The organism is Synechococcus sp. R50.1, from assembly GCF_047462115.1.
Classification (GTDB): Bacteria; Cyanobacteriota; Cyanobacteriia; order Thermostichales; family Thermostichaceae; genus Thermostichus.
The window spans coordinates 1-21,823 of record NZ_JANSIN010000005.1 but is presented as its reverse complement, the minus strand read 5'-3'; the positions used below and the strand labels follow the sequence as shown (position 1 = coordinate 21,823).

Genomic DNA, 21,823 nt, shown 5'->3' with positions numbered 1-21,823 from the left:
ACCCCACTTTCACTTTCAGCGTAAGGAGTACCTATGGCTATTGCAGTTGGAATGATCGAAACCCTGGGCTTCCCGGCAGTGGTAGAAGCTGCCGACGCCATGGTCAAGGCAGCCCGCGTTACCCTGGTGGGTTACGAGAAAATCAGCAGCGGTCGGGTCACCGTGATCGTGCGGGGGGATGTCTCGGAGGTGCAAGCCTCGGTGGCTGCCGGCATTGACTCGGTGAAGCGGGTGAACGGCGGCCAGTTGTTGTCTTGGCACATTATCGCCCGTCCCCACGAGAACCTGGAGTACGTGTTGCCCATTCGCTACACCGAGGATGTGGCTCAGTTCCGCGAAGGGGTCAATGCCATCCGTCCCTTCACCCGTCCCTGATGCGTATTGCCATTGTGCGGGGCACCGTCACCAGCACTCAAAAGGATCCCAGCTTGACGGGCGTGAAGTTTTTGTTGGTGCAGTACGTCGATCTCGAGGGCCAGCCGCAACCCGATTACGCTGTGGCTGCCGATCCGGTGGGGGCCGGCATTGACGAGTGGGTGCTGGTTAGCCAAGGCAGTGCCGCTCGCCAGCCGCAAGGAAACCAGACTCGCCCGCTGGATGCAGTGGTGATGGCGATCATCGATACCGTCAGCGTTGGCGGTCGCTCTCTCTACAACAAGCGCGATCAACGCTAGCTGGGATCCCTTCCCTTCTCATCTCTCTTGCTGCCCTTGTCCGCCCTACTGCGTTCTAGAGGCTCACGGTTATGCCTGCTCACACCTATGCTGCACCGCCAACGCCCTGGTCTCGCCGACTGGCGGAGCCCAAGATCGATCCCACAGCCTACGTGCATTCTTTCTCCAACCTCATTGGGGATGTGCGGGTGGAAGCGGAGGTGCTGATCGCCCCGGGAACTTCCATTCGCGCTGACGAGGGATCCCCCTTCCACATTGGCGCCAGATCCAACATTCAGGATGGGGTGGTCATCCACGGCCTGGAACAGGGGCGGGTGATAGGAGAAGACGGCCAACCCTACTCCGTTTGGATCGGCAGAAATACTTCCATCGCCCACATGGCTCTGATCCACGGGCCGGCCTACGTGGGCAACGACTGCTTTATTGGCTTCCGCTCGACGGTGTTCAACGCTCGGGTTGGGGATGGCTGCATCATCATGTTGCATTGCCTGATCCAGGATGTGGAGATCCCCCCAGGCAAGTACGTGCCTTCTGGATCCATCATCACCACCCAGGCCGAGGCCGACCGGCTGCCCGACGTCCAGGATAGCGATGCCAAGTTTGCCCAACACGTGATCGGCATCAACCAAGCCCTGCGAGAGGGCTACCAGTGCAGCGAAAACCTCGTCTGTATCGCTCCCATCCGCAACGAACTGCAGCGCACCTCTAACTCAACGGCTACGGAGACGGCACCCATGACTCATTCTTCCCATCGCGGCAATGGCCGGAACGGCGGCGGATCCCCTCTCAAGCCGGAGGTGGTGGAGCAAATTCGTGCCCTGTTGGCCCAAGGCTATCGCGTGGGGCTAGAGTATGCCGATGCTCGCCGCTTCAAAACCTCTTCCTGGCAAAGCGAAAGCCCAATCGCCAGCACCCACGAGGCGGAGGTGGTGCGATCGCTGGGGGCCATCCTGGCGGAGCACCAGGGAGAATATGTGCGCCTACTGGGGATCGATCCCAAGGCTAAACGGCGGGTGCTGGAGCAAATCATCCAAACCCCCGATGGGCCGGCGCTGGTTTCTGGGATGCCCAGCCGCGTCTCGGCAGCCGCTGCCCCGGGTTCTGGGGCGGTCGGCTCTCGCTCTGGCTCAGGGCTGGAGGAGGAGATCCGGACTTTGTTGGCGCAGGGGTATCGCGTTGGCCTGGAGGTGGCTGATGCCCGACGCTACCGCACCTCTTCTTGGCAGACCTTGAGCAATTTGAGCGGTCAGCCGCAGGAGATCCTGGCCGCTGTTCAGGCTGCCCTAGCAGAGCACCAGGGAGAATATGTGCGCCTGTTGGGGATCGATCCCAAAGGCAAACGGCGGGTGCTGGAGAAGGTCATTCAAACCCCGCAAGGCCAGGTGAGCAGCAGTCCTGCAGGAACCGGCGTGGTGGCAGATACGGCTCCTGCGGCAGGGGGCAGTGCCGGCCTGGATCTGGAGGTGCAGGAGGAGGTGCATCGGCTGCTGGCTCAGGGCTATCGCATCGGCTACGAATATGCCGACGAGCGCCGCTTCAAAACCTCTTCCTGGCAGAGTGGGCCGGCCATTCGCGCCACCCGCGGGCCAGAGGTGTTGGCCAAGCTGACGGCTGCCCTGGCGGAGCACCAGGGAGAATATGTGCGCCTGCTGGGGATCGATCCCAAAGGCAAACGGCGGGTCTATGAGCGCATAATCCAAACCCCTAGCGGAAAATCTGCTGCTGCTGCCGCGGCTCCTGCTTCTGCCCCCAAGGGATCCCTTTCTGGCACCCGCCTCAGCGCCGAGGTGGTGGCTCAGGTGCAGCAGTTGCTCAGCCAAGGCTACCGCATCGGCACCGAACATGCGGACAAGCGCCGTTTTCGCACCTCTTCTTGGCAAAGCTGTAGCCCCATCGAGGCCACCCAAGTGCCCCAAGTGGTGGCGGCTCTAGAAGCCTGCCTGGCGGAACACCAGGGAGAATACGTTCGCCTGCTGGGGATCGATCCCAAGGCCAAACGGCGAGTGCTGGAGCAGATCATCCAAACCCCTTGAGGGATCCCAGCTTTTTTTGACCTCTGTTGGTTCAAGTCCAACCCCCCAGCGATGAGGAGCACCCTGTTGGCCTCTACTTTGCCCAACTCCATGACGCTCCGCACCTTGCTCGGCCAAAACGGCGAAACTCGCTATTTTGTCAGTGGTGAGGTGCAGGTGGAAGCTGGGGTGGGGATTGGGGCAGGGGTGCTGCTGCGGGCTAACCCCGGCTGTCGGATCTACATCGAGCGCGGCGTGTGTATCGGCATGGGATCCGTCCTGCACGCCTGTGGGGGATCCCTCATCGTGGAGGCGGGAGCAACCTTGGGAATGGGGGTGCTGGTGATCGGGCAGGGCACCATCGGCAAAAACGCCTGCATCGGCTCAGAAACCACAGTGCTGAATTGTTCGGTGCTCAGCCAAGCAGTCATTCCCCCCGGCTCGCTGATCGGGGATCCCACCTATGGTTTCGATCTCCAGGAGGCGGGCGGCAGCAAGCCCATCCCGGCAGAGCCCTCGCCGGCGGCAGTGGAAATGGCTCCAGAGATGTCGCCTGAGCCGTCTCCCCCACCCAGTTCTCCGGTGGCCAATGTTGAAAAGCAAACCCGCCGTTGGCAGGAAGCTGCCGAGCAAACCCAAGAAAAGTCCGGTTCCCCAAGGACCAAAACGCGCAACCTCAACGGGATCCCTGGCCATTCGGAATTGGATCGCCTCTTGGGCAAGATTTATCCCTATCGACAGGTGCTCTCCTCTGGGGATGGCCGGCTCTGATGGCTAAACTGGCGTGAGTAGTTAGGATGCCGATGTCAACCTCCCTGGGCCTGATTCAGACGCGCAGCTTTCCGGTCATCGTGCGCATTGCCGACGCTATGACCAAGTCGGCAGGCGTGACGCTGATCGGCTTTGAGAAAACCTCGGGGGGCTACTGCACAGCCATTGTGCGGGGGGGAATTGCCGATGTGCGCATTGCCATTGAGGAGGGCATTGAGCTGGCCCGCCAGTTTGACCAAGAGGAGATCTCCAGTTTGGTGATCCCGCGCCCCCTGCCCAACTTGGAAGTGGTACTGCCGATCAGCAGCAAGCTGTCTCAACTGGCACAAAACCGCGGCTACAGCCGCCTCAGTAACTTGGCCGTGGGCCTGCTGGAAACTCGCGGCTTCCCGGCAATGGTGGGAGCTGCCGATGTCATGCTCAAAACCGCGGATGTCCAACTGGCGGCCTACGAGACCATTGGGGATGGCCTATGTACGGCCATTATCCGCGGTACAGTGGCCAACGTGGCCATTGCCATCGATGCCGGCATGTACGAAGCAGAGCGCATTGGGGAATTGCACGCGGTGGCAGTGATCCCCCGCCCTCTGGACGAACTGGAGCAAGCGCTGCCCGTGGCCAGTTGTTTTGTTGCTCAACCGGTTACCCTGCCGGTAACCCTTCCTCAAGTTCAGGAACAGGAGGTGCAGCGCAGCGATACAGCCGTAGAGCGGATCCCTGTTTATCTGGAGCCGCCTGAAACTCCCTAGCCCCCTGAGAAACCCATCTGTTGCCCAAGAAAGCCGAGCAGGGCAGAGGGGAAAAATGCTAGGCTACTGGAAGACCTGGGTCCGTGCAGCTCCGACGCCCAAACCGTGTCAGGATCGGAAGATAGCAGCACCACGGGATGCTCTGAGCAGGCGCGTCAACCCGGGTCGCCCTTTGCAGCCCTACTTCTCTCTGCTGGGTTCTCTCCTCCTTGCCCTAGCAGCGCATTACACTATGTCCGAAACAGACAATCCCCTCGCCAACTGGGCTCAAAAAGCCTTTTACTTCGGCATGGGTTTGGCGGCTGTGGCGGCGGATAATGCTGCCAAGGTGGCCAGCAAAGCGGGTATCCGTCTGATGGAGTTGCGCAAGCAGGCGCAAGCTTTGGTGGACGAGCTGGTGGAGCGGGGGGCGATGACCGCTGAAGAGGCGCGGGCTTACATGGATGCCATCGCCGCCAACGCCAACCGCAAGGGAGAAGACAGACAAACTGCCGGTCCCCGCAAGATCACCATCGACGACATTAGCAATGCCGAGGGCGAGGCAGGCACGGCCATCGAACTTTCAGAAGCGGCCCGTTTGCGCCAGAAGATCGCCGAATTGCAAGCTGAGTTGGATCGCCTCAAGGGCAAATCTTGAGCGGAAGGACAGCCCGGCAGGAAGGTAGGAATGCATTGCTTCCTAGCTCCTCTCCCCTTTTGCATAGCGGAAGCGGTACCGCAGAGCACTTGGGAAGTGTCTCAACCTAACTTGAAATGACCCTAAAGATTGAGGCTACCGTCAGGTGGATCGTCTCTGTGAAGTGTTAGGGATCCTCATCCTCGTAGAGCGAGGAGCAGGTCAAGCTGATTCATTTCCAAACTGCAGAAAAGATAAGGGCGTCTGCCGGGTGGGCAGGAGCGTCTCAATCGAGTCTCAATCAAACTGGGTTGAGTTTGAGCTCAGGCAGCAGGAATGAGGATCCCGTCTTCCGAGAGAAAGCGGGAGCTGAGAAAGGGACGCAGCGCCTTGGGAATGCGAATCGAGCCATCCGGCTGTTGGTGATTTTCCAGCAGGGCAGCCAGAGAGCGCCCCACCGCCAAGCCAGATCCGTTCAGGGTGTGGACAAACTGGGTGCCTTTCTGGCCGGCTTCTTTGTAGCGCAGGTTAGCACGGCGGGCCTGAAAGTCCCAGCAGTTGGAGCAACTGGAGATCTCGCGGTATTGATTTTGGGAGGGGAACCACACTTCCAGGTCAAAGCAGCGGGCTGCCGCAAAGCCCAAATCGCCGCTACACAGCTCCACCACCCGGTAGGGCAGCTCCAGCATCTGTAAAATGGCCTCGGCATCCTGCACCAGCTTCTCGTGTTCGGCTTCCGATTGATCTGGGCGAGTGACCTTAACCAGCTCCACTTTTTGAAATTGGTGCAATCGGATCAGCCCCTTGGTGTCGCGGCCATAGCTGCCCGCCTCGCGGCGAAAACATGGGGTGTAAGCACAGAAGTAGAGAGGAAGAGACTCTGCAGGGATCACCTCATCCCGGTACAGGTTGGTGAGGGGAACTTCCGCCGTCGGGATCAGCCACAGGTCGTCATCAGCACAGCGAAAGCTGTCTTCGGCAAACTTGGGCAACTGCCCCGTCCCCTGCAAAGCGGCGCTGTTGACCAAAAAGGGTGGGATCACCTCGGTGTAGCCGGCTGCAATGTGGCGCTCCAGCATCATGGCAATCAAAGCCCGTTCCAGGGCCGCGCCCGCCCCTACCATAGCCACAAAGCGGCTTTGGGCCACTTTGACCGCACGGCCAATCTCCAGCAACCCCAGTTTTTCGGCAATCTCGTCATGGGGAAGGACAGGATGGGCCGGCTTTAGCTCCTCACCCCAGCGGCGCACCTCTACATTGTCGGCCTCATCTCGGCCAACTGGCACGCTGGGCAGGGGCAAATTGGGCAGGGTGAGCAGCCGAGCGCGAATCTCCTCTTCCAGCTCTCGTTCCCGCTGCTCCAGTTGGGCGATCTCGGCCTTGAGATCCACCCCCCGCTGCCGTAGGGCAGCCACTTCGGGGCCCTGGGGATCCGCCCCCTGGCGGAGGATCTCGCCGACTTTTTTGCCGAGGCTGTTGCTTTCGGCCTGCAGGGATCCCTTGCGGGCCTCCAACTGCCGCCGCTCCCGATCCAGCTGCAGGATCCCATCCAGATCGACTGTGGCCCGGCGGTTTTGCAGGGCTTGGCGTACCTGTTCAGGGCGATCCCGCAGCAGCTTCAGATCCAGCACAGAGATGGTCTACCCTCAGCTCCAGATATCCGACCTATTTCTTTAGCCAGCTAAACATGGCCCGCAGCTCCCTGCCCACCTGTTCAATGGGGTGTTCGGCCTCGCGGCGCCGCATCGCAGTAAGCCCTGGCTTGCCGGCCTGATTTTCCAAGACAAATTCACGGGCAAATTGGCCGCTTTGAATCTCGGCGAGGATGCGTTTCATCTCGGCGCGGGTTTGCTCCGTGATGATGCGGGGGCCACGGGTGTAGTCGCCGTATTCTGCCGTGTTGGAGATGCTGTGGCGCATTTTCTCCAAGCCCCCCTCGACGATGAGATCCACGATCAGCTTCACCTCATGCAGGCACTCGAAGTAGGCCAGTTCCGGCTGGTAGCCCGCTTCCACCAAGGTTTCAAACCCCGCTTTGATCAGAGCCGTCAGCCCACCGCAGAGCACCACCTGCTCGCCAAAGAGGTCGGTTTCGGTCTCTTCCCGGAAGGTGGTTTCCAAAATGCCGGCCCGCGTGCCACCGATGGCTTTGGCATAGGCCATGGCCCGCTCCCGTGCCATTCCCGAGGCATTTTGATAGACGGCAAACAGGCAGGGCACCCCTTCCCCCGCTTGGTAGGTGCGCCGCACCAAGTGCCCAGGGCCTTTGGGGGCAACCATGATGACATCCACGTTTGCCGGCGGCTGGATCTGCCCGAAGTGAATGTTGAAGCCGTGGGCAAAGAGGAGCACGTTCCCCGGCTGCAGGTGGGGACGGATTTCGCCCTGGAAAACGGCCTTTTGCACTTCATCGGGCAGCAAAACCATTACCCAATCGGCGGCAGCGGCAGCATCCGCCACCGTTTTGACCATTAAGCCGTCTTGCTCGGCTTTGGACCAGGAAGGGCTGCCAGGATAAAGGCCAACGATGACCTGGACACCGCTATCGCGCAAATTGAGGGCGTGGGCGTGGCCTTGGCTGCCATAGCCGATGATGGCAACGGTTTTATCGGCCAAAGGCTCCAGGTTGGCGTCGGTGTCGTAGTAGAGGCGGGCCATGGTCGAGCAGGGCGTGAGCAGGTGCTTGACTAGGATAGCAGGATTGGATCCAACTTGCTGACCTCAAGCGCCGTGATGAACAGTTTTCACCCACCTTAGGCGCTTGGGCTGTACACACATGCGAGCGGTTGTGGCGATCATAACCGGCAGCCAGTGGAGCATGTAGACCAAGCCCAGGGCAGTGTGCCACCAAAGTCGCCGTCCGCGCAAGCCCTCCACCTGGCGTAGCCCCCGGTAAAAAGCCACCGTCAGGCAGCCCATCACCAGAGCATTCAAGGGGAGCAGCACCGAGGAGTGGCCCGCCAACAGCACCCAGAGGGTGTCGGGAACCAAGGCCATCGGCAGCAAGTACTGAGAAATAAAGAAGGCCCAGAGATCCACAGTTTTGGCCATCCCCATCCGGCGACCGAGGATCCCTGGCCAGTAGTCGAGATAGCGCTGGTAGCCCCCTTCTGCCCAGCGGCAGCGCTGGTGCCAGAGGCTTTTCCAAGAGGTGACCCCTTCTTCGACGATGGCCGGCTCTGGCAGAAAGGCGATATCTACGCCCGCCAGGTGCAGCTTAAAGGTGAGATCCAAGTCGTCGGTGAGGGTGGCCTCGTTCCAGCCGCCGCACTTTTCCAAAACATCTCGCCGCACCAGTTGGCCGTTGCCACGTAGCTCGCCAATGCCCCTCACGGCCACGCGCTGCTGCTGGAAGTAAGCATCAGAGGCCATTTCCGCCACCTGCCCCAGAGTCCAGAAGTTGACGTTGGGGTTGCTCAGGGCCTTGCGCACCTGGACAGCGCCTACCGTCCGTCTGCTGAAACGGCTGCGCAGGCTTCCCACTTGAACAAACAAGGGCAGAGTGCGGGCAAGAAAATCCGAGGGCACCACAGCATCGGCATCGCAGACCAGGATGATCTCCCCTTGGGTGAGGGGCAGTACCTCGTTGAGGGCGCCGGACTTACCCCCGCCCCGCCCCGGCTGCCGCCGGTAAACCCGCAGATGGGGGATCCGCTTTTGGGCTTCCCGCAGAACTTCAGGGGTGGCATCGCTGCTGTTGTCGTCGATGGCCCACAGCTCCAGATGGCTGGTGGGGTAACGGAGCTGGGTCAAGCTGTGCAACAGCCGTGGGAGCACTGCGCTCTCATTCTTGGCTGGGATCAACACAGCCACACGGGGCAAGGCCAGCCCGCCCAACTCGTCACCGAACTTAGCAAGACCGCTCTGCCCATCCCGTTGCATTGGCAGGACAGAGTCATTGTTGTTAGGGTCATCGCTGTTATCTGTTGACCTGGGGTCCCGGCGGGTCGCAGCGGCAGGAGGAAGTCTCAGAGGGGGCAGGGAGGTCGCCGGTTGCAGGCGAAATAAGCGGCTAATGTGGATCACCATGAACGTGGCCAAACCAACGGTGATCCAACGGGCCGTCGGCACCACATGCATCAGGCTGACCAACCCCCACACCATGGCCAGAACCAGCAGAGCCTTGAGACGGCGGCGCTGGGCCGAGGTGAGCAACCAATCGGGAAGATGAAGATCCTCGAGAGGCTCTGGCTCTGACCAGACGAACTCAGACATGGGAATCCTCCCCCGGGCGGCAATGTTACCCAACCTCGCCAGCCTGTGCGAGCGTTAACCCAAAGGCTGTTAAGAGGTTGTTACCTATTGTCACCCATTGTGTTGGCGAAACGGAGTTCTCGAGAACCTACAGGCGAGAAAAACTGGGGATCCCGGCTGCCGCTTCTCCGGCAAGGGGGTGAGTAGCCTATGGGTTACCGCGAATCTCTTTGATCACCCCATCTTCCAGAAGGATCTCGACCTGCATTTTCTGGATCAGGTTGTCTCCTTTTTGGACTCGGAAGAAGCTCTCCACATTGCCCTGCAGCACTTCTTGGTTAAGCTCCAGGGTGCTCAGTTGGTTGATCTGCTGCAACAATTGGTTTTTCTGATCCAAGAGGCGGATTTTCTGCTCGTTCACGCGGCTTTTCACCGCTTCCACCTGTTGGAGCACTTGGGGGCTGTTGGGGTTGGGGCTCTGTTTCTCCAGTTCGGCAATAGCCCGCTTGCCCTGAAACTCCAGCTGTTGCATCTGAGCATCGGTGGCTTCGATCTGCCGCTCTAATTGCTCCTGCATTTCCTTTTTCCAAAGGGGTGTGACCACCACCTTAACGGGAATGTTGCGTTTGAGCAGTAATTGAGTGCCGTTGCTGACGTTGTTTTCTTCCATAAGACTCATCCAGGCAGACGACCAACCAAACCAGGGGCTTGTGCCCATTGTAGAAAGCTCCCCTCAAAAGCTCTGGGGTTGGGGAAGAGGAGCTTGACAGACCGGATCCTCCCCCGCCGAGCCGGAGAATCCATCTACTTATCCTACCGGCTGGGATCCCTGCGGTAAAGTCTTGATTTCGGGAAACTGCAATTTTGGTTAAGGATCTTAAAGGCCGCCGCCTTGCCCTGGCACAGATTCGGCTAGCGTGAGAGACAGTGTTCTTTTTTGCGGCAGCCATGAGCGAACGGGCCTCGACCCCTTCCAAGCCCTCTGCTGGGATCACCGAGCCGGTGCGGATCGCCTCTCGAAAAAGCGAGTTGGCTCTGGTGCAGACCCAGTGGGTGATGGGTCAGTTGCAAGAACACCATCCGGGATTACCCCTGGAGCTCAACACCCTTTCCACCCAGGGAGACATCATCCTGGATGTAGCCCTGGCCAAAATTGGAGACAAAGGTCTCTTTACCAAGGAATTGGAGGTTAGCCTGCTCAACGGCAGCAGCGACTTGGCGGTACACAGCCTTAAAGACTTGCCCACTCGCCTGCCGGAGGGCTTGGTGTTGGGGGCGATCACGCGGCGGGAGGATCCCCTGGATGCTTTGGTGGTGGGGGAAAAGTTCCGGGATTACCGACTGGCCACCCTGCCAGAGGGGACGGTGATCGGCACTTCATCGCTGCGGCGGCTGGCCCAACTGCGCCATGCCTTTCCCCACTTGCACTTTAAGGATGTGCGGGGCAACCTCAACACCCGCTTGGCCAAGCTGGATCGGGGGGAGTACGACGGCCTGATTTTGGCGGTGGCCGGCTTGAAGCGTCTGGGCAAAGCCGACCGGATCCACGAGGTGTTGGATCCCAGCGTGTCTCTGTACGCGGTTGGCCAGGGATCCCTGGGAATCGAGTGCCGGCAGGGAGATGAGCGGATTCTGGAGCTTATCCGACCCTTGGCCGATGCGGAGGCCACAGCCCGCTGCTTGGCAGAGCGAGCTTTCCTGCGGGCTTTGGAAGGAGGGTGTCAAGTGCCCATTGGCGTTCACAGCCAAGTCCAAGGGGAGGCGCTGCACCTAACCGGTATGGTGGCCGACCTGGATGGCCGGCGGCTCATCCGCGATACTCAGACGGGATCCACCGCCGATCCCGAGGCAGTGGGGATGGCTCTTGCAGAAAAGCTAAAACAGCAGGGGGCCGACGAGATTTTGCAAGCCATTTTTGCCCAGGCCCGCCGTTAGGCTTTCCTACTTTTTCTGAGTAGGCTTTGAGAACTTCAGCTAGGGTCAGCTGAAGAAAAGGGGGAACAATGAAGTCCCCCCTACGTGAATTGCACTCAGATGGGAAATTCGCATTCGCAGCTGCTTGATCATGTAGCGGGGCTTGGCTTCCTAGAAGGGCAAGAATTAGAGACGGGAGAAAATCCGCCGCTCAAATTTCAGCCCCAGCCAGATTACCCCGATCCCACAGGCCACCAACACCGCCGACTTGGCCAACAGGCCGGTTGGGTACTCGAAAAAGCGGGTCAGCACCACCAGGGTCAGCCCCAACAGTCCCTGCCAGAAGCGCCCCCGCCGCCCTTGCTGTAGCCCTTCCCAGCAGAGCACTGCTGACAGCCCCAGCAACAGCAAGGTCACTATCCAGGGGGCAAAGAGGACCAAGGCTGCTCCTGCCGTCACGTTCAAAGGCACAGCGCTGCCGATCCCCAGCAAAAGCGCCAAGGCAACCAGAGAAATCAGAACAGCAGCATCCTTCAGCCAAGACGAAACGGGCTGGGATCTCTTCTCCTGCCAACCCTGCCACCAGCCCCAGCCCGTCAGCAGCAGCAACCCCACTGCCGACAAGCTCGCCCAGGGATCCCCAGCGTTCCAGAGGGGATCCTCGGAAAGATCGACCCACGTCCCGACAAAGCTCCAGACATAGAGCAGGACACCCAGCCCCAGCAGAGCCAAGTTCTGGGCTGTCGGGGCCAAATCCAAGCCTTGCTCCAGCTCGCCGGGAAGCTCTGGATCCCTTCCTTCAGTTAAAACCCGGCTTAGCCAAGGCTTATGGCGTTGGTGCCACAGACCCAACCCCCACACAACTGCAACACCAAGCAGATGCAAAAGGGTTAAACCTTGGAAAGAGCTGCCCAAACGCTCGGCTAACCCTTGCAACGCCAGGCCAAAGTTCACCACGGCCAGGGCAAAAACCCAGCGAGAGCAACACCAATAGGCCAGAGGAACCAGCAGGCCCAGGGTCAACCAAGGATAGAGGAAGTTGACAGTCCCCCAATCCACGAAGTCGGCTACCATCCCCAAGCCCAGCAGAAGGCAGGCCAGTACACCACTGGGGCTGTGACGCAAGCTGTAGGCCATGGCCAAACTGCCCATCCCCCAGGCCCAAAACAAGCCTGCCGCAGATCCCCCAAGCTGAACCCACTGGGCCATCAGGCCAATACAGGCTCCCAGGGTCAGTTCACCGGCTATCAGCAGGGCGCTACCCAGACGCTGGGATCCCTGCTGCCAAACCTGGAAGCCAGCCACCTGCAGCCCTACCATGAGGGCCAAGCACCCCCAGGCTCTTGCCCAGCGGGGAATGGCAGCCCAGTTGGCCGCCACAAAGGAGATCACCCCTAGGCCCACCAGAACTGCGCCAAACAGCAGCAGCACCAGGGCAAATCGCCCGCCGGCTGAGCGTTGCAAACTCTCCAGTTGGTAATACTCCCGCAGGCGATCCCGTTGGGCAGGTTCGATCAACCCCTGCTCCACCCAGGTGTTCAGCAGGTCGGCCAGTTGGCGGCGGAAACGCTCGCCGGGGTAGGGGGGGCGGGGAGAGGTCATGGCGGGATCCCGACAAGCGAAAGGAGGCTCGGGCGTTAAAGGAGTGGGATCGCTGAGGCGATTATAGTCCCTCACCCCCGGCCCCTCTCCCAGACGGAGAGGGGAGAGTAGCCTGGAGCACTCGCTGCAGCACCTCCTGGTAGCCAGCCACCGGATCCCCCAGATCAAAGCGAAAGAGATCTTTATCCAGCACCCGCGGCTCAGATCCCCCCCGATCCCAAAGACGGCAGGTATCGGGGCTAATCTCGTCGGCTAGCAGGATCTCTCCCTTCTCGTCCAGGCCAAACTCCAGCTTAAAGTCCACCAACTCTAGGCGGCAGCTTCGCCAGAAAGCCTGCAGATGGTTGTTGATGGCCAAAGCCAGGGATCCCAAGCGCTCCACCTGCTCCGGCGTGGCCAACTGCAATAGGCGGATGTGATCTGGGGTCACCAAGGGATCCCCCAAGGCATCGTTTTTGTAATAGAACTCCACCAGCGGCGGCTCGATGGGAAGGCCCTGCTCCAGGCCCAGCCGTCGGCAGAGGCTACCCGCTGTGCGGTTGCGCACCACCACTTCCAAAGGCAGGATGTGCAAGGCTCGCACCTGCATCTCGGTGGGGCCGGTTTGGGCCAAGAAATGGTTGGGGATCCCTTGCTGCGCCAGGTAGGCAAACACATGGCTGGAGACGGTGCAATTCACCTCTCCCTTGCCGGCGATGGATCCCCGCTTTTGGGCGTTGAAGGCCGTGGCGTCGTCTTTGTATTGGCAAAGATAAACCCTGGGATCGGCAGTGCGGTAGATGCGCTTGGCCTTGCCCTCGTAGAGCAGCTCTTGGGGGGAGAATGGCATACGCTAACCCCTAGTATCCGGCCAGCCGTCCGCGGATCCCTTGCCAGAAGGTGATGGCCAAGATGCGCAGATCCAGCCACAGCGACCAGTTTTGCACGTAATAGAGATCATACTGGGTGCGGCGGGCAATGCTGGTATCCCCCCGTAGGCCGTGGATCTGGGCCCAGCCAGTCAGGCCGCTTTTCACCAAATGCCGATCAGGATACTTGGGGATCTCCTGGCTAAATTGCTCCACAAAATAGGGCTGCTCTGGGCGAGGCCCCACCAAGCTCATTTCTCCCTTCAACACGTTCCACAGTTGGGGCAGCTCATCCAAGTTGGCGCGGCGCAAAAAGGCCCCCACCGCCGTCCGCCGTGGATCCCCAGGGCGCGTCCAGCCGGGCCGGTCGGATCCCTCGGCATCCACCCGCATGGTGCGAAACTTGGCAATCCAAAAGCGGCGGCCATCCAAGCTCACCCGCTCCTGCCAGTACAAGATGGGGCCAGGGCTAGTGCAGGCTACCAACAGGGCAATCACCAACAACAGGGGGCTCAGCAGCACAAGCCCTAGAGAGGCGCCGAGAATGTCGATGGCCCGTTTGATGCAACGGTTGTGGGCATAGCGTAAGGGAGGCTGGCGCAGAGTCAGCAGAGGGATCCCGTCGAGAGACTGTAGGCTGAAGTTTACCGTTAAAAAACTCAAGATATCCGGCACCAAGCGCACCTGCACCGACAACGCTTGCAAACTGAGCAATAGAGGAGCAGTTGCCAGCTCCGGTTGCCCAAACCACACCTCTTGCACTTCTGGGTGAGCTTGCAGATAGGCGATCAAATGGGCCAGATCCAGCCGCTCGAGAGCTGACCAGGAAGGTTCAGGCTGACTGCACAAGCGGGAGAGGGTTCCTGGCGGAGTCCTGGCGGCAGACTTAACCCCGTCAGAGGTAGGGCGGGCGGTGTTCAGTACTGGATATGAGTCTGGCCGGGGATCCCCATTTTGAGATGGGGGATCTTCCTCAAAAGAGCCTTGCTCTACGCCTGCCCAGGCGACTACCTGGAAGCCCAACTGCGGGGATCGCTGCAATCGCTCCAACACTTCCGCCAACACCGACCAGGATCCCACCCAGATGACCTGCCGCCGACCGTAGCCCCTAGAGCACAACCAGCCCATGCCCAGCCGCAACCCCACCCGTACCAAAGTCAAACTCAGCAGAGCCAACAAGCCGGCGTAGCCCACCACCAGCCGCGACAAAGAGACCGAGCGAACGAAAAAGGCCCCTGCCAGCACCAAACCAAACGTCAATCCCAACCCCACCAGCAAACTGGCCCATTCTTCAAAGCGAGACAAGCGCTTCGACTCACCGTATCCGCCTAAGCCCGCCTGAATGCCCCAATAACTGAGGGCGGTCAACAATCCCAAGGCCGCGTAGACATCCCAAGGCAAGAGCTGATGAGGACGCAAGCTGCGCAGCCAGTAGCCCGCCCCAAAGGCCAACCAAATACAAAGGCCATCGCCAAAACAGGCCAAGGGCACCCACAAACGATGTAGATCCAGACGAGTTTTATAGCCGCGTTCGGCCAAGGGTTATCTCCTTCGGCATCAAGACTGTTGACAATCTTACAGAAAAGATTGTGCATCTGAGGCTATTGGACAAGATCAGTGTTGACCAAAACTTGAATGGGTAGCCCTCACCAGATAATTCTATTGACGGCCCTTCCCAGCTTCAAAGGACTTCATGCTGCTGACACAAAATAAGTTCTTTAAGTAATTGGGATCCTCATCATGCAAGAGATAAAAATCCCTGTTGAGTGAGTTAAGTACCGTCGGAAAAGGCTGTTGTAGAAACTACCAGAATTGCAGACATTGGATGTCGAAACATGAGAGTTTAAGCAATGATCAAAGTGCAGTCTGAGAACAGCAATGATGACAGGATACTACGATTTCGTTGCCGGGCCGGCTACTGCCAGCAGAGATACACCAAAGGGCAGAGAAAACTTAGGTATCAGATAGGCTTCTGCAGCAAAAATACCCGTCAGCAGTCGATTGAGCCAAAGCGGCGGCATTTTCAGATCTTGGCTTTCCCTCAGGCGAAGCACTTTCTGCATTATTCTGCATTATGCGGATCCCTGAAATGATTGGGAAAAGAAAACTGTTGAAGAAAACAAGGGTATAAACTTCTAGACCTGAGCTTTTAAGCAACGACAAAAGTTGCCCGCGGGTATATCGTCTCTTGTGATGATTAAGCTCATCATGTAAACTCCACAGCCACGGATAAGCCGGAACAGTTACAACTAAGTAGCCAGATGGGGTTAACCTTTGACTGAGGGCTAGGAGAGCTTCTTTGTCATTCTCCAGATGCTCCAGCACATCCAGCAAAGCAATCAAATCAAATCGTTGAGAACCAAAGGGGATCCGGTTTGGCAACTCCCCCTCTGCCACGATCCCAATACCGCGAGCTTGGGCCAGCGGCAGTGCAATTTCACTCTTTTCCATAGCCCAAACTTTGCCAAATCTGGACAACATCTCCAGGTTGCCGCCGCTACCACAGCCAGCTTCCAAAATATAAGCAGAGGGGCGAAGCGACAGGGATCCAATAACCCGACTCAGAATGTGACGGCGACCCAAAAACCACCAATGCCGGTCTTCCAAGCCTGCCATTTGCTCATAAGCTTTGGGATCCATACCCGTAACCCAACAAAAGATCAAAAACAGGATTAGCCGCAGAAGGGGTTAGCAGAGCATATCTATCTAAACTAAGTTTAGGGGGATAATCGAGCCTTTCCCCAGCGATGCTTACGATACCAGGCCGCCACGTGGGGACACCACGCTTCAAAGTGGGGCCAAATCAGTTCACACAGATGTTGAATTTCTCGTTGAGCATCTTCTTTGGCTCGTAAATCCAAAAAATGCATTAGACTACGGCAATTGAAAGAGACCACGAAGTGTTGTCGGATCCCGTAGCCAATGATGTTGCGAGCATCTTCATAGGGCAATCCGCACTCTTCTACCAGGCGATAATAAGCAATGGCCTGGCTGCGATATTGCGCAAGAATGATATCCAAAGCTTCGGGGGAGATGGGCCTAAAGCCTTGGCGGGTTTTGGCCTTGCCCTCTTTGACGCTGGCAGGAACGTAAAACAAAGTTTCCAGCTCTTGCAAAGACAAGGAGGACTCTGTCCCGCCACTGTGCTCCGCAATGTGCTCCGCACCGCTGTCGCGATAGGCCTCCGGCCCGCTGACGCGATCGCTGACGCAACCGTAGCCGGTCTCGCCAACAGGAGCAGCAGTCTCGGTTGTGCTCCGCACCGCTGACGCGAACAAGAGCTTTTTGCCCAAATCGGCAATTTGCTGGCCTGTATATCGGAAGGATTGAACATCAAAAGAAATTCCCACCCGATGAGTACGGGCCTGTTGCATGACAGCATGGGGAAAATAGCCTACCCCAAACGTGATCTGAGGATGCTCTAGAGGCCCATAGTGGCCACGGTTGCCCTCCAGCAAATGCCGCACCACGGCCTCTCCATACTTTTCCGGGATCCGGCTTTCTGAGGTGACAAAATCAGGGCTGTAATCCTGGTGCATTGCCTGGTAGATGACCCGTTCTGGATCTGGGGTTTGATTCAGCACCACAACTTGAAACAAAGCATCCACAGGCTGCATCCCCTAGTGCTTCGCACCGCATGTTAGGATTCTGAGATCCTTGTAAGATCATATTGGCAGCGGAGAACGCCAACGGCATTGGCCTGCTCCACCACAGAGCATATTCCCTATCTGCCCCCACCCTGAGGTATTCCTTAACTCAGTGTAAGGAGAAGAGAGACCGAAACACCTTGGCTATAGGAGCCTGCGAGCTCGAGTTTCCTCTGCCAGCACCAGGCTTAGGGCTGGATTGCTGCGCAACAATCCCGCTACGTAGAGGGTATAGACTTTCCCCGCCTCCAGCTGCAGGTCAAACCGCTGCAGGGGAATGCTCCGGCTGGGAGCCGACTGCACACCTGGCGCGGAGGCTGAAGGGGCTATGGCCACTTGAATTTGGGTAAAGCCGGGGCGCATAGCTTGAAAGGTGGATACTTGTCCAAACGCCAACTGGGGCAGCAGTACCCGCCCTTGCTCCCCTTGCCATTGCAGGGCCGGCGCATCAGGGGCAGCGTGGACAAACCGCACCAGGGCTTGATCAAAGGGCGGATGGATGTTGTCTTCCAGCACCAGGGCCGTCATGCGATTCGGCTCGTTGGCAGCAACCACCGAGAATACTCCCCCGCCCCTGAGATTGGCTACGGTTCTGGCCGCAACCAAAGAACTCGCAGGCTGGCCAGGGTTCTCAGGCGTTGAAAACAAAACAATGTCGTACTCGCCCGCCGGTATGCGCACGTACTCGCTCACCGAGCCATAGGCTATGCCCCGAGCAGCTCTCACCCCTCCCACTTCCAAGTCGATCCGAGGGGCATTGGGGGCCACATGCACCAACCGCACCTGCACTTCAGAAACCCCTGCAGATGCCGAAGGCATCGGGATGGCACAGCCGGACAACAGCCCCGACATCAACGATCCACCCACCACGCAGAGTACTGCGCTCACCCACTGTCGCACCATGTTCACGCTCACTCCTACTCCTCACACCCAACGCTCATCAGGGATCGAACTGCTGTATTTCTGCAAACCCAAGGAGGGCACTCTCGCTCCCCAAAAGTTCCCATTGGCACGCCAAGGAACCTGCTCTTGTCTTACTCCACTTTTGCGCCCAATGCCATAGAGCTATGGAACGGGTTGGGATCTAGTTCCTTTTAACTAAACCAAAGGCAAATCACCGGACTCGGCCCCACCTGCAGGATCTGGGTTGGGGGCAGGGATCCCTGGCTGGGGAGACCGACGGCTAAACAGGCGGAAATAGGTGCTCACGGCCAGCTCTTTGAGCGGGAAAAGCAAGTAGGTCAGGGGGTTGATGGTGACGATGATGTTGCGGCAGTCTCGTTTGGCCTGGGCCAAGATCTGAGCGGCCACCCAATCTCCCGACATAACCCCAATGGGATTGAGCTGGCTCTTGAAGGGGCCGAGGATGAGCTTGCGCACTGTGCAGGGAGCATCGAGGCGGCGCAGAGTAACCAGATCGCCTAGGGCCCGCTTGGAGAGCTCGTAGAGGGGACTGAAAGCAGGGCTAGCCTCAGCCTCTGAGGTGTTCACCCACACCTCTTTGGTGGCCATCTCAGGGTTGCCGCGCACCGTCTGGAAGAACAGCTCTATTAGGCGCCAACTGGAGAAAGTGTTGACGGCATAGGACTGGCGGACAGACTCGGGATCCCGTTGCCTGTGGACGTTCAGGCCGTGGTTGAGCACCAAGATATCCACCCGCTCCAGCAGCTCAGCCAGGGATCCCTCTTGCCCCACCTGCCAGCGAACGGTCTCCACCGGCTGGATCTGGCCGTCCACTTCGATGTGAACCGAATCCGAATGGGAGCTGAGGGCGATGACTTTGGCCCCTTGCTGGTGAAAATGCTTGAGCAAGGCCCGGCCCAGGGTGCCGGAGGCGCCGGTGACGGCTACTCGCTTGCCTTTCAAGGAGAGACTGGTGCCCATGAGCCGATCTACGAGAGTCAGGGTGCCGCAAAAATAGGCGTTGGTATCGTCGAAGTGGTGCCGCCAGTGGTAAGCGCGGTTGACATGCCATTGGCTGGGAGGAACGGGGAAAGGCCCCGGCTGGTGGGTGATATCCGTCTGCAGGGCCAGCCCCCAACCCCGCAGCATACCAGCCACCCAGAAACTGGCCGAGTAGACCACCCCCACCGCTGCCGCCAGGCCGTACAGCAGGGATCCCTGGCCCAATACCACCACCCAAGGGATCCCGGCCAGGATCATCGTCGCCGCTTCGGGAACGTCGTGGTGCCACTGGGATTCTCGGTACAGCTGTGCATCCACCACGCTAAGGTCGGGGCGGAACAGGCGGTGGTGCAGGATGTGTTTGGGCATCAGCCAGGGCCACCGGTGGGCCAGCCAATGGCGCACATCCCGCACGATCTCAGCCCAAAGGATGGAGGCTAGGGCGACGGCCCCCACCCCTATCCAATGACTCGCGCTGCCGACATCCATAGGCTCGCTCGCAGTAGCCAAACCAATCCTGAGCTCGCGGTCGCCTCTTTTATGGACTCAGTTGGCGACTCTCAAAAATCATCGCAAAGATTCTTCAAAAGATCATCTGCGAGCCTGTCTTCCCTCACCCCCGGCCCCTCTCCCTCAGGGAGAGGGGAGGTAGAAATCAAGGGGCTACGGGCTGAAGCTCTCGGATCTCGACCGGATCTCCAACGGCCAAACCCAAAGCAGCAGCCGTCCCGCCGCGGAACTCCAGCACACCGTCCACCAACTGGGAAGGAGGCGGCCCATAGGTGGGGCAGGGTTGGGCGGGGCAACCGGGCACATCGGCGGCAATGTACACCACCTTGCCTTGGTAGAGGAAAATGATGTCCAGGTTGATCAGGGTGTTGAACATCCAAAAAGAAGCTGGCTGGGGCGGATCAAAGGGAAACCACATGCCCCGATCCGGCGGCAAATCGGTGCGAAACATCAGGCCCAAGCGCTGTTGCTCAGGGGTGCGGGCCACCTCTAGCTCAAAGCGTTGGCCGGCAAGGGTGACTTCGGCTTCAACCGGCAGTTGCTGGGGCTGCCCTATGGCTGGGGGGGATGGAGAGATGGCTTCGGTTACCTGAGTTTGTGAGGCGGGAGATCTCTCCGTGGCAGCAGTACATCCCAAGCCGGATCCCAGGAGCAGTAGAGCCAGGCCCAAGGCGACTCTGCACCCTTTTGGAACGTGTATCGTGAACAGAACCATGTGGCACTCTCCTGTGCAGGCTTCATCCTATCGCGCCAGACGCTGCTGCTGCGACTTGACCAGCCAGACGCAGGAAGTTCCCCCCTGGGAGAGCCTTGCCAATTCTTGCTTGCCGGAAGCTGCCTGCGTCTTTCCACCTTGAGCGCAGCGGAAATGGCGTCCCTGGGCAAGGGAAGTCCACAACCGACCCGATAGCATAGCCATAGACTCTGCCAGGAGAGCCCTATGAAAGACCTGTTTAATCGATCCTTGGTGAGCCGGATCCCTCTTCTGGCTCTGCTTGGCCTGGGGCTCCTGGGCCTCTGGCCCACTCACGGGATGGGATCCCGTTCACAGGAAACCCCGGTGCGGATTCCCTTTGAGCCAACGGTGACCTATGGGGAAGGGTATGGGGAAAAGACCGTGGCCCAACAAGCCCAAAGCCGCTTTGCGCTGAAACTGTTTGATCACCTGCTCCGTCAGCAGCCCCAAGAGAACCTCTTTTTCTCCCCCTTGAGCATCCGCCTGGCCCTGAGCATGCTCTACAACGGCGCCTCTGGGGAGACTCAAACGGCAATGGCCGAGGTGCTGGAGGCACAGGACCTTTCCCTCAATGAGTTGAACTGGAGCAATGCCCAAATGGTGGGCTGGCTGGCGGAGGGATCCCCGGCAGGAGGGCCAGTCCAGGTGCAAATGGCCAACGGCCTCTGGGTGGATCAAACCCTCACCTTACAGCCCCAGTTTTTGCAGGCTTTGGCCACCTACTACCAAGCGGTGGTGAATCGGGTGAATTTGGGATCCCGGCAAACGGTGAACCAGATCAACGGCTGGGTGGCCGAGCGCACCCAGGGCAAGATCAACCGCATTGTGGATCGCCTCAGCCGCGAGGATTTGATGGTTTTGCTCAATGCCATCTACTTCAAAGGCGAGTGGACTCAGCCCTTCGATCCGGAGCGCACCCAAACTCAGCCCTTTACTCGGTTGGATGGCCGCCGCGTCCGAGTACCCATGATGGTTCAATCAGGTCGTTACGACTACCTGGAAACCGAGCAGTTGCAGGTGGTGAGCCTGCCCTACGGGGAAGGAGAACTGGAAATGCTGATCCTGCTGCCCAAGAAGGGAGTGAAGCTGGAATCGCTGCGGGCAGAGCTGAGCCCGGAAACTTGGCAAGAATGGACGGGATCCCTGCGCCCCCGTGCAGGTTCGGTGCGGATCCCGAGATTTGAATTGGCTTATGAAACGGATCTCACTTCCGTTCTGCAGCAGTTGGGCCTGGGAGTTGCCTTTTCCAACCGAGCCGACTTCAGCCAGATGACCCCAGAGCCAGCGCGGATCAGCAGAGTCCTGCACAAAGCAGCAATTGAAGTGAACGAAGAGGGATCCGAGGCGGCAGCCGCTACTGGGGTGATCGTCTCCCGGACTGCTGTCGACCGGCAAGAGCCCTTTCAATTTGTGGCAGATCGGCCCTTCTGGTTTGCCATTGTGGCCTCCGGATCCGGCGGCAACCCAGCGGCCCAAACCGTGTTGTTCATGGGATCCCTAGTGGATCCTGAATAAGGGGATCCCTCAGGGCAGCTTGCTGACTTCTTACCGGGCGTGCAGATCGCTCTTCAGCTAGAAATCGCAGGAGCCCCGCACTGTACCCGTAGGGTCACTGCCGGGAGGAATGCGCTTTGATGAAGTACAA

Annotated in this window: 20 protein-coding genes and 1 other RNA gene; 9 read left to right on the top strand and 12 right to left on the bottom strand. The window is 59.0% G+C overall.

The features are described from left to right. The first annotated feature begins 33 nt into the window (after positions 1-33). From NW870_RS02470 to NW870_RS02440, 7 genes are all read left to right on the top strand, one after another. Entirely contained in the window at positions 34-375 is a 342-nt protein-coding gene (locus NW870_RS02470) for a carbon dioxide-concentrating mechanism protein CcmK (RefSeq protein ID WP_011433395.1), read from the top strand. After that, entirely contained in the window at positions 375-674 is a 300-nt protein-coding gene (locus tag NW870_RS02465; RefSeq protein ID WP_011433394.1) for a EutN/CcmL family microcompartment protein, read from the top strand. Before NW870_RS02470 ends, NW870_RS02465 begins: the two co-directional genes overlap by 1 nt. Before the next feature lie 71 nt (positions 675-745). Then, positions 746-2,707: a ribulose bisphosphate carboxylase small subunit gene (locus tag NW870_RS02460; RefSeq protein ID WP_414373738.1), complete on the top strand. Its 1,962-nt coding sequence runs from the start codon at positions 746-748 to the stop codon at positions 2,705-2,707. A gap of 66 nt (positions 2,708-2,773) precedes the next feature. Further along, a complete protein-coding gene (locus tag NW870_RS02455) occupies positions 2,774-3,457 on the top strand; it encodes a hypothetical protein (RefSeq protein WP_414373736.1) in 684 nt (227 codons plus the stop codon). 26 nt (positions 3,458-3,483) lie between these two features. Then, on the top strand, positions 3,484-4,206 hold the full coding sequence (locus NW870_RS02450) for a carbon dioxide-concentrating mechanism protein CcmK (protein ID WP_414329208.1): 723 nt from the start codon (positions 3,484-3,486) through the stop codon (positions 4,204-4,206). 72 nt (positions 4,207-4,278) lie between these two features. Further along, positions 4,279-4,376, top strand: an RNA gene (gene ffs / locus NW870_RS02445) — signal recognition particle sRNA small type. A 62-nt stretch (positions 4,377-4,438) separates the two neighbouring features. Then, positions 4,439-4,843, top strand: coding sequence for a hypothetical protein (locus NW870_RS02440; protein WP_414329207.1), 405 nt, complete (start codon positions 4,439-4,441; stop codon positions 4,841-4,843). A 302-nt stretch (positions 4,844-5,145) separates the two neighbouring features. On the opposite strand, the gene serS is transcribed toward NW870_RS02440, so the two are convergent. From serS to NW870_RS02420, 4 genes are all read right to left on the bottom strand, one after another. Further along, on the bottom strand, positions 5,146-6,453 hold the full coding sequence (gene serS / locus NW870_RS02435) for a serine--tRNA ligase (RefSeq protein WP_414373734.1): 1,308 nt from the start codon (positions 6,451-6,453) through the stop codon (positions 5,146-5,148). A gap of 34 nt (positions 6,454-6,487) precedes the next feature. Beyond that, positions 6,488-7,480: a ketol-acid reductoisomerase gene (gene ilvC / locus NW870_RS02430; protein WP_414373733.1), complete on the bottom strand. Its 993-nt coding sequence runs from the start codon at positions 7,478-7,480 to the stop codon at positions 6,488-6,490. A 63-nt stretch (positions 7,481-7,543) separates the two neighbouring features. Next, a complete protein-coding gene (locus tag NW870_RS02425; protein ID WP_414373732.1) occupies positions 7,544-9,037 on the bottom strand; it encodes a glycosyltransferase in 1,494 nt (497 codons plus the stop codon). 187 nt (positions 9,038-9,224) lie between these two features. Continuing rightward, a complete protein-coding gene (locus tag NW870_RS02420) occupies positions 9,225-9,686 on the bottom strand; it encodes a YlqD family protein (RefSeq protein WP_011433386.1) in 462 nt (153 codons plus the stop codon). 278 nt (positions 9,687-9,964) lie between these two features. Here NW870_RS02420 and hemC point away from each other — a divergent pair, with 278 nt between their 5' ends. Continuing rightward, complete coding sequence (gene hemC / locus NW870_RS02415; protein WP_414373731.1) at positions 9,965-10,951, top strand: hydroxymethylbilane synthase; 987 nt, start codon at positions 9,965-9,967, stop codon at positions 10,949-10,951. A gap of 165 nt (positions 10,952-11,116) precedes the next feature. Here hemC and NW870_RS02410 read toward each other — a convergent pair whose 3' ends face one another. From NW870_RS02410 to NW870_RS02375, 8 genes are all read right to left on the bottom strand, one after another. After that, positions 11,117-12,532, bottom strand: coding sequence for a DUF2157 domain-containing protein (locus tag NW870_RS02410; RefSeq protein WP_414373730.1), 1,416 nt, complete (start codon positions 12,530-12,532; stop codon positions 11,117-11,119). A 61-nt stretch (positions 12,533-12,593) separates the two neighbouring features. Beyond that, a complete protein-coding gene (purC, locus tag NW870_RS02405) occupies positions 12,594-13,361 on the bottom strand; it encodes a phosphoribosylaminoimidazolesuccinocarboxamide synthase (protein WP_414373729.1) in 768 nt (255 codons plus the stop codon). A gap of 10 nt (positions 13,362-13,371) precedes the next feature. Continuing rightward, entirely contained in the window at positions 13,372-14,919 is a 1,548-nt protein-coding gene (locus tag NW870_RS02400) for a sugar transferase (RefSeq protein ID WP_414373727.1), read from the bottom strand. Between the two features lie 414 nt (positions 14,920-15,333). Further along, the gene (locus NW870_RS02395) at positions 15,334-16,020 is read right to left on the bottom strand and encodes a class I SAM-dependent methyltransferase (protein WP_414373725.1); all 687 of its coding nucleotides are present in this window, start codon (positions 16,018-16,020) and stop codon (positions 15,334-15,336) included. Positions 16,021-16,097: 77 nt separating this feature from the next. Then, the gene (locus NW870_RS02390) at positions 16,098-16,988 is read right to left on the bottom strand and encodes an FAD-dependent thymidylate synthase (protein ID WP_414373723.1); all 891 of its coding nucleotides are present in this window, start codon (positions 16,986-16,988) and stop codon (positions 16,098-16,100) included. 183 nt (positions 16,989-17,171) lie between these two features. Continuing rightward, positions 17,172-17,942 (bottom strand): DUF4397 domain-containing protein, encoded by a 771-nt coding sequence (locus NW870_RS02385; protein ID WP_414351985.1) that lies wholly within the window; start codon positions 17,940-17,942, stop codon positions 17,172-17,174. Positions 17,943-18,125: 183 nt separating this feature from the next. Further along, the gene (locus tag NW870_RS02380; protein WP_414373799.1) at positions 18,126-19,421 is read right to left on the bottom strand and encodes a bifunctional sterol desaturase/short chain dehydrogenase; all 1,296 of its coding nucleotides are present in this window, start codon (positions 19,419-19,421) and stop codon (positions 18,126-18,128) included. A 166-nt stretch (positions 19,422-19,587) separates the two neighbouring features. Beyond that, on the bottom strand, positions 19,588-20,112 hold the full coding sequence (locus NW870_RS02375; RefSeq protein WP_414373721.1) for a DUF192 domain-containing protein: 525 nt from the start codon (positions 20,110-20,112) through the stop codon (positions 19,588-19,590). A 270-nt stretch (positions 20,113-20,382) separates the two neighbouring features. Here NW870_RS02375 and NW870_RS02370 point away from each other — a divergent pair, with 270 nt between their 5' ends. Continuing rightward, positions 20,383-21,693 carry a serpin family protein gene (locus tag NW870_RS02370; protein ID WP_414373719.1) on the top strand — a complete coding sequence of 437 codons (1,311 nt, stop codon included), beginning with the start codon at positions 20,383-20,385 and terminating at the stop codon, positions 21,691-21,693. The last annotated feature ends 130 nt before the right edge of the window (positions 21,694-21,823 follow it).

Excerpts from the sequence above, each read along its gene's own strand:
- NW870_RS02410 (WP_414373730.1), bottom strand. The coding sequence starts at position 12,532 with ATGACCTCTCCCCGCCCCCCCTACCCCGGCGAGCGTTTCCGCCGCCAA.
- NW870_RS02440 (WP_414329207.1), top strand. The coding sequence starts at position 4,439 with ATGTCCGAAACAGACAATCCCCTCGCCAACTGGGCTCAAAAAGCCTTT.
- NW870_RS02425 (WP_414373732.1), bottom strand. The coding sequence starts at position 9,037 with ATGTCTGAGTTCGTCTGGTCAGAGCCAGAGCCTCTCGAGGATCTTCAT.
- NW870_RS02460 (WP_414373738.1), top strand. The coding sequence starts at position 746 with ATGCCTGCTCACACCTATGCTGCACCGCCAACGCCCTGGTCTCGCCGA.
- NW870_RS02395 (WP_414373725.1), bottom strand. The coding sequence starts at position 16,020 with ATGGATCCCAAAGCTTATGAGCAAATGGCAGGCTTGGAAGACCGGCAT.
- hemC (WP_414373731.1), top strand. The coding sequence starts at position 9,965 with ATGAGCGAACGGGCCTCGACCCCTTCCAAGCCCTCTGCTGGGATCACC.
- NW870_RS02465 (WP_011433394.1), top strand. The coding sequence starts at position 375 with ATGCGTATTGCCATTGTGCGGGGCACCGTCACCAGCACTCAAAAGGAT.
- NW870_RS02470 (WP_011433395.1), top strand. The coding sequence starts at position 34 with ATGGCTATTGCAGTTGGAATGATCGAAACCCTGGGCTTCCCGGCAGTG.
- NW870_RS02380 (WP_414373799.1), bottom strand. The coding sequence starts at position 19,421 with ATGGATGTCGGCAGCGCGAGTCATTGGATAGGGGTGGGGGCCGTCGCC.
- ilvC (WP_414373733.1), bottom strand. The coding sequence starts at position 7,480 with ATGGCCCGCCTCTACTACGACACCGACGCCAACCTGGAGCCTTTGGCC.
- NW870_RS02420 (WP_011433386.1), bottom strand. The coding sequence starts at position 9,686 with ATGGAAGAAAACAACGTCAGCAACGGCACTCAATTACTGCTCAAACGC.
- NW870_RS02450 (WP_414329208.1), top strand. The coding sequence starts at position 3,484 with ATGCCGATGTCAACCTCCCTGGGCCTGATTCAGACGCGCAGCTTTCCG.
- purC (WP_414373729.1), bottom strand. The coding sequence starts at position 13,361 with ATGCCATTCTCCCCCCAAGAGCTGCTCTACGAGGGCAAGGCCAAGCGC.
- NW870_RS02370 (WP_414373719.1), top strand. The coding sequence starts at position 20,383 with ATGAAAGACCTGTTTAATCGATCCTTGGTGAGCCGGATCCCTCTTCTG.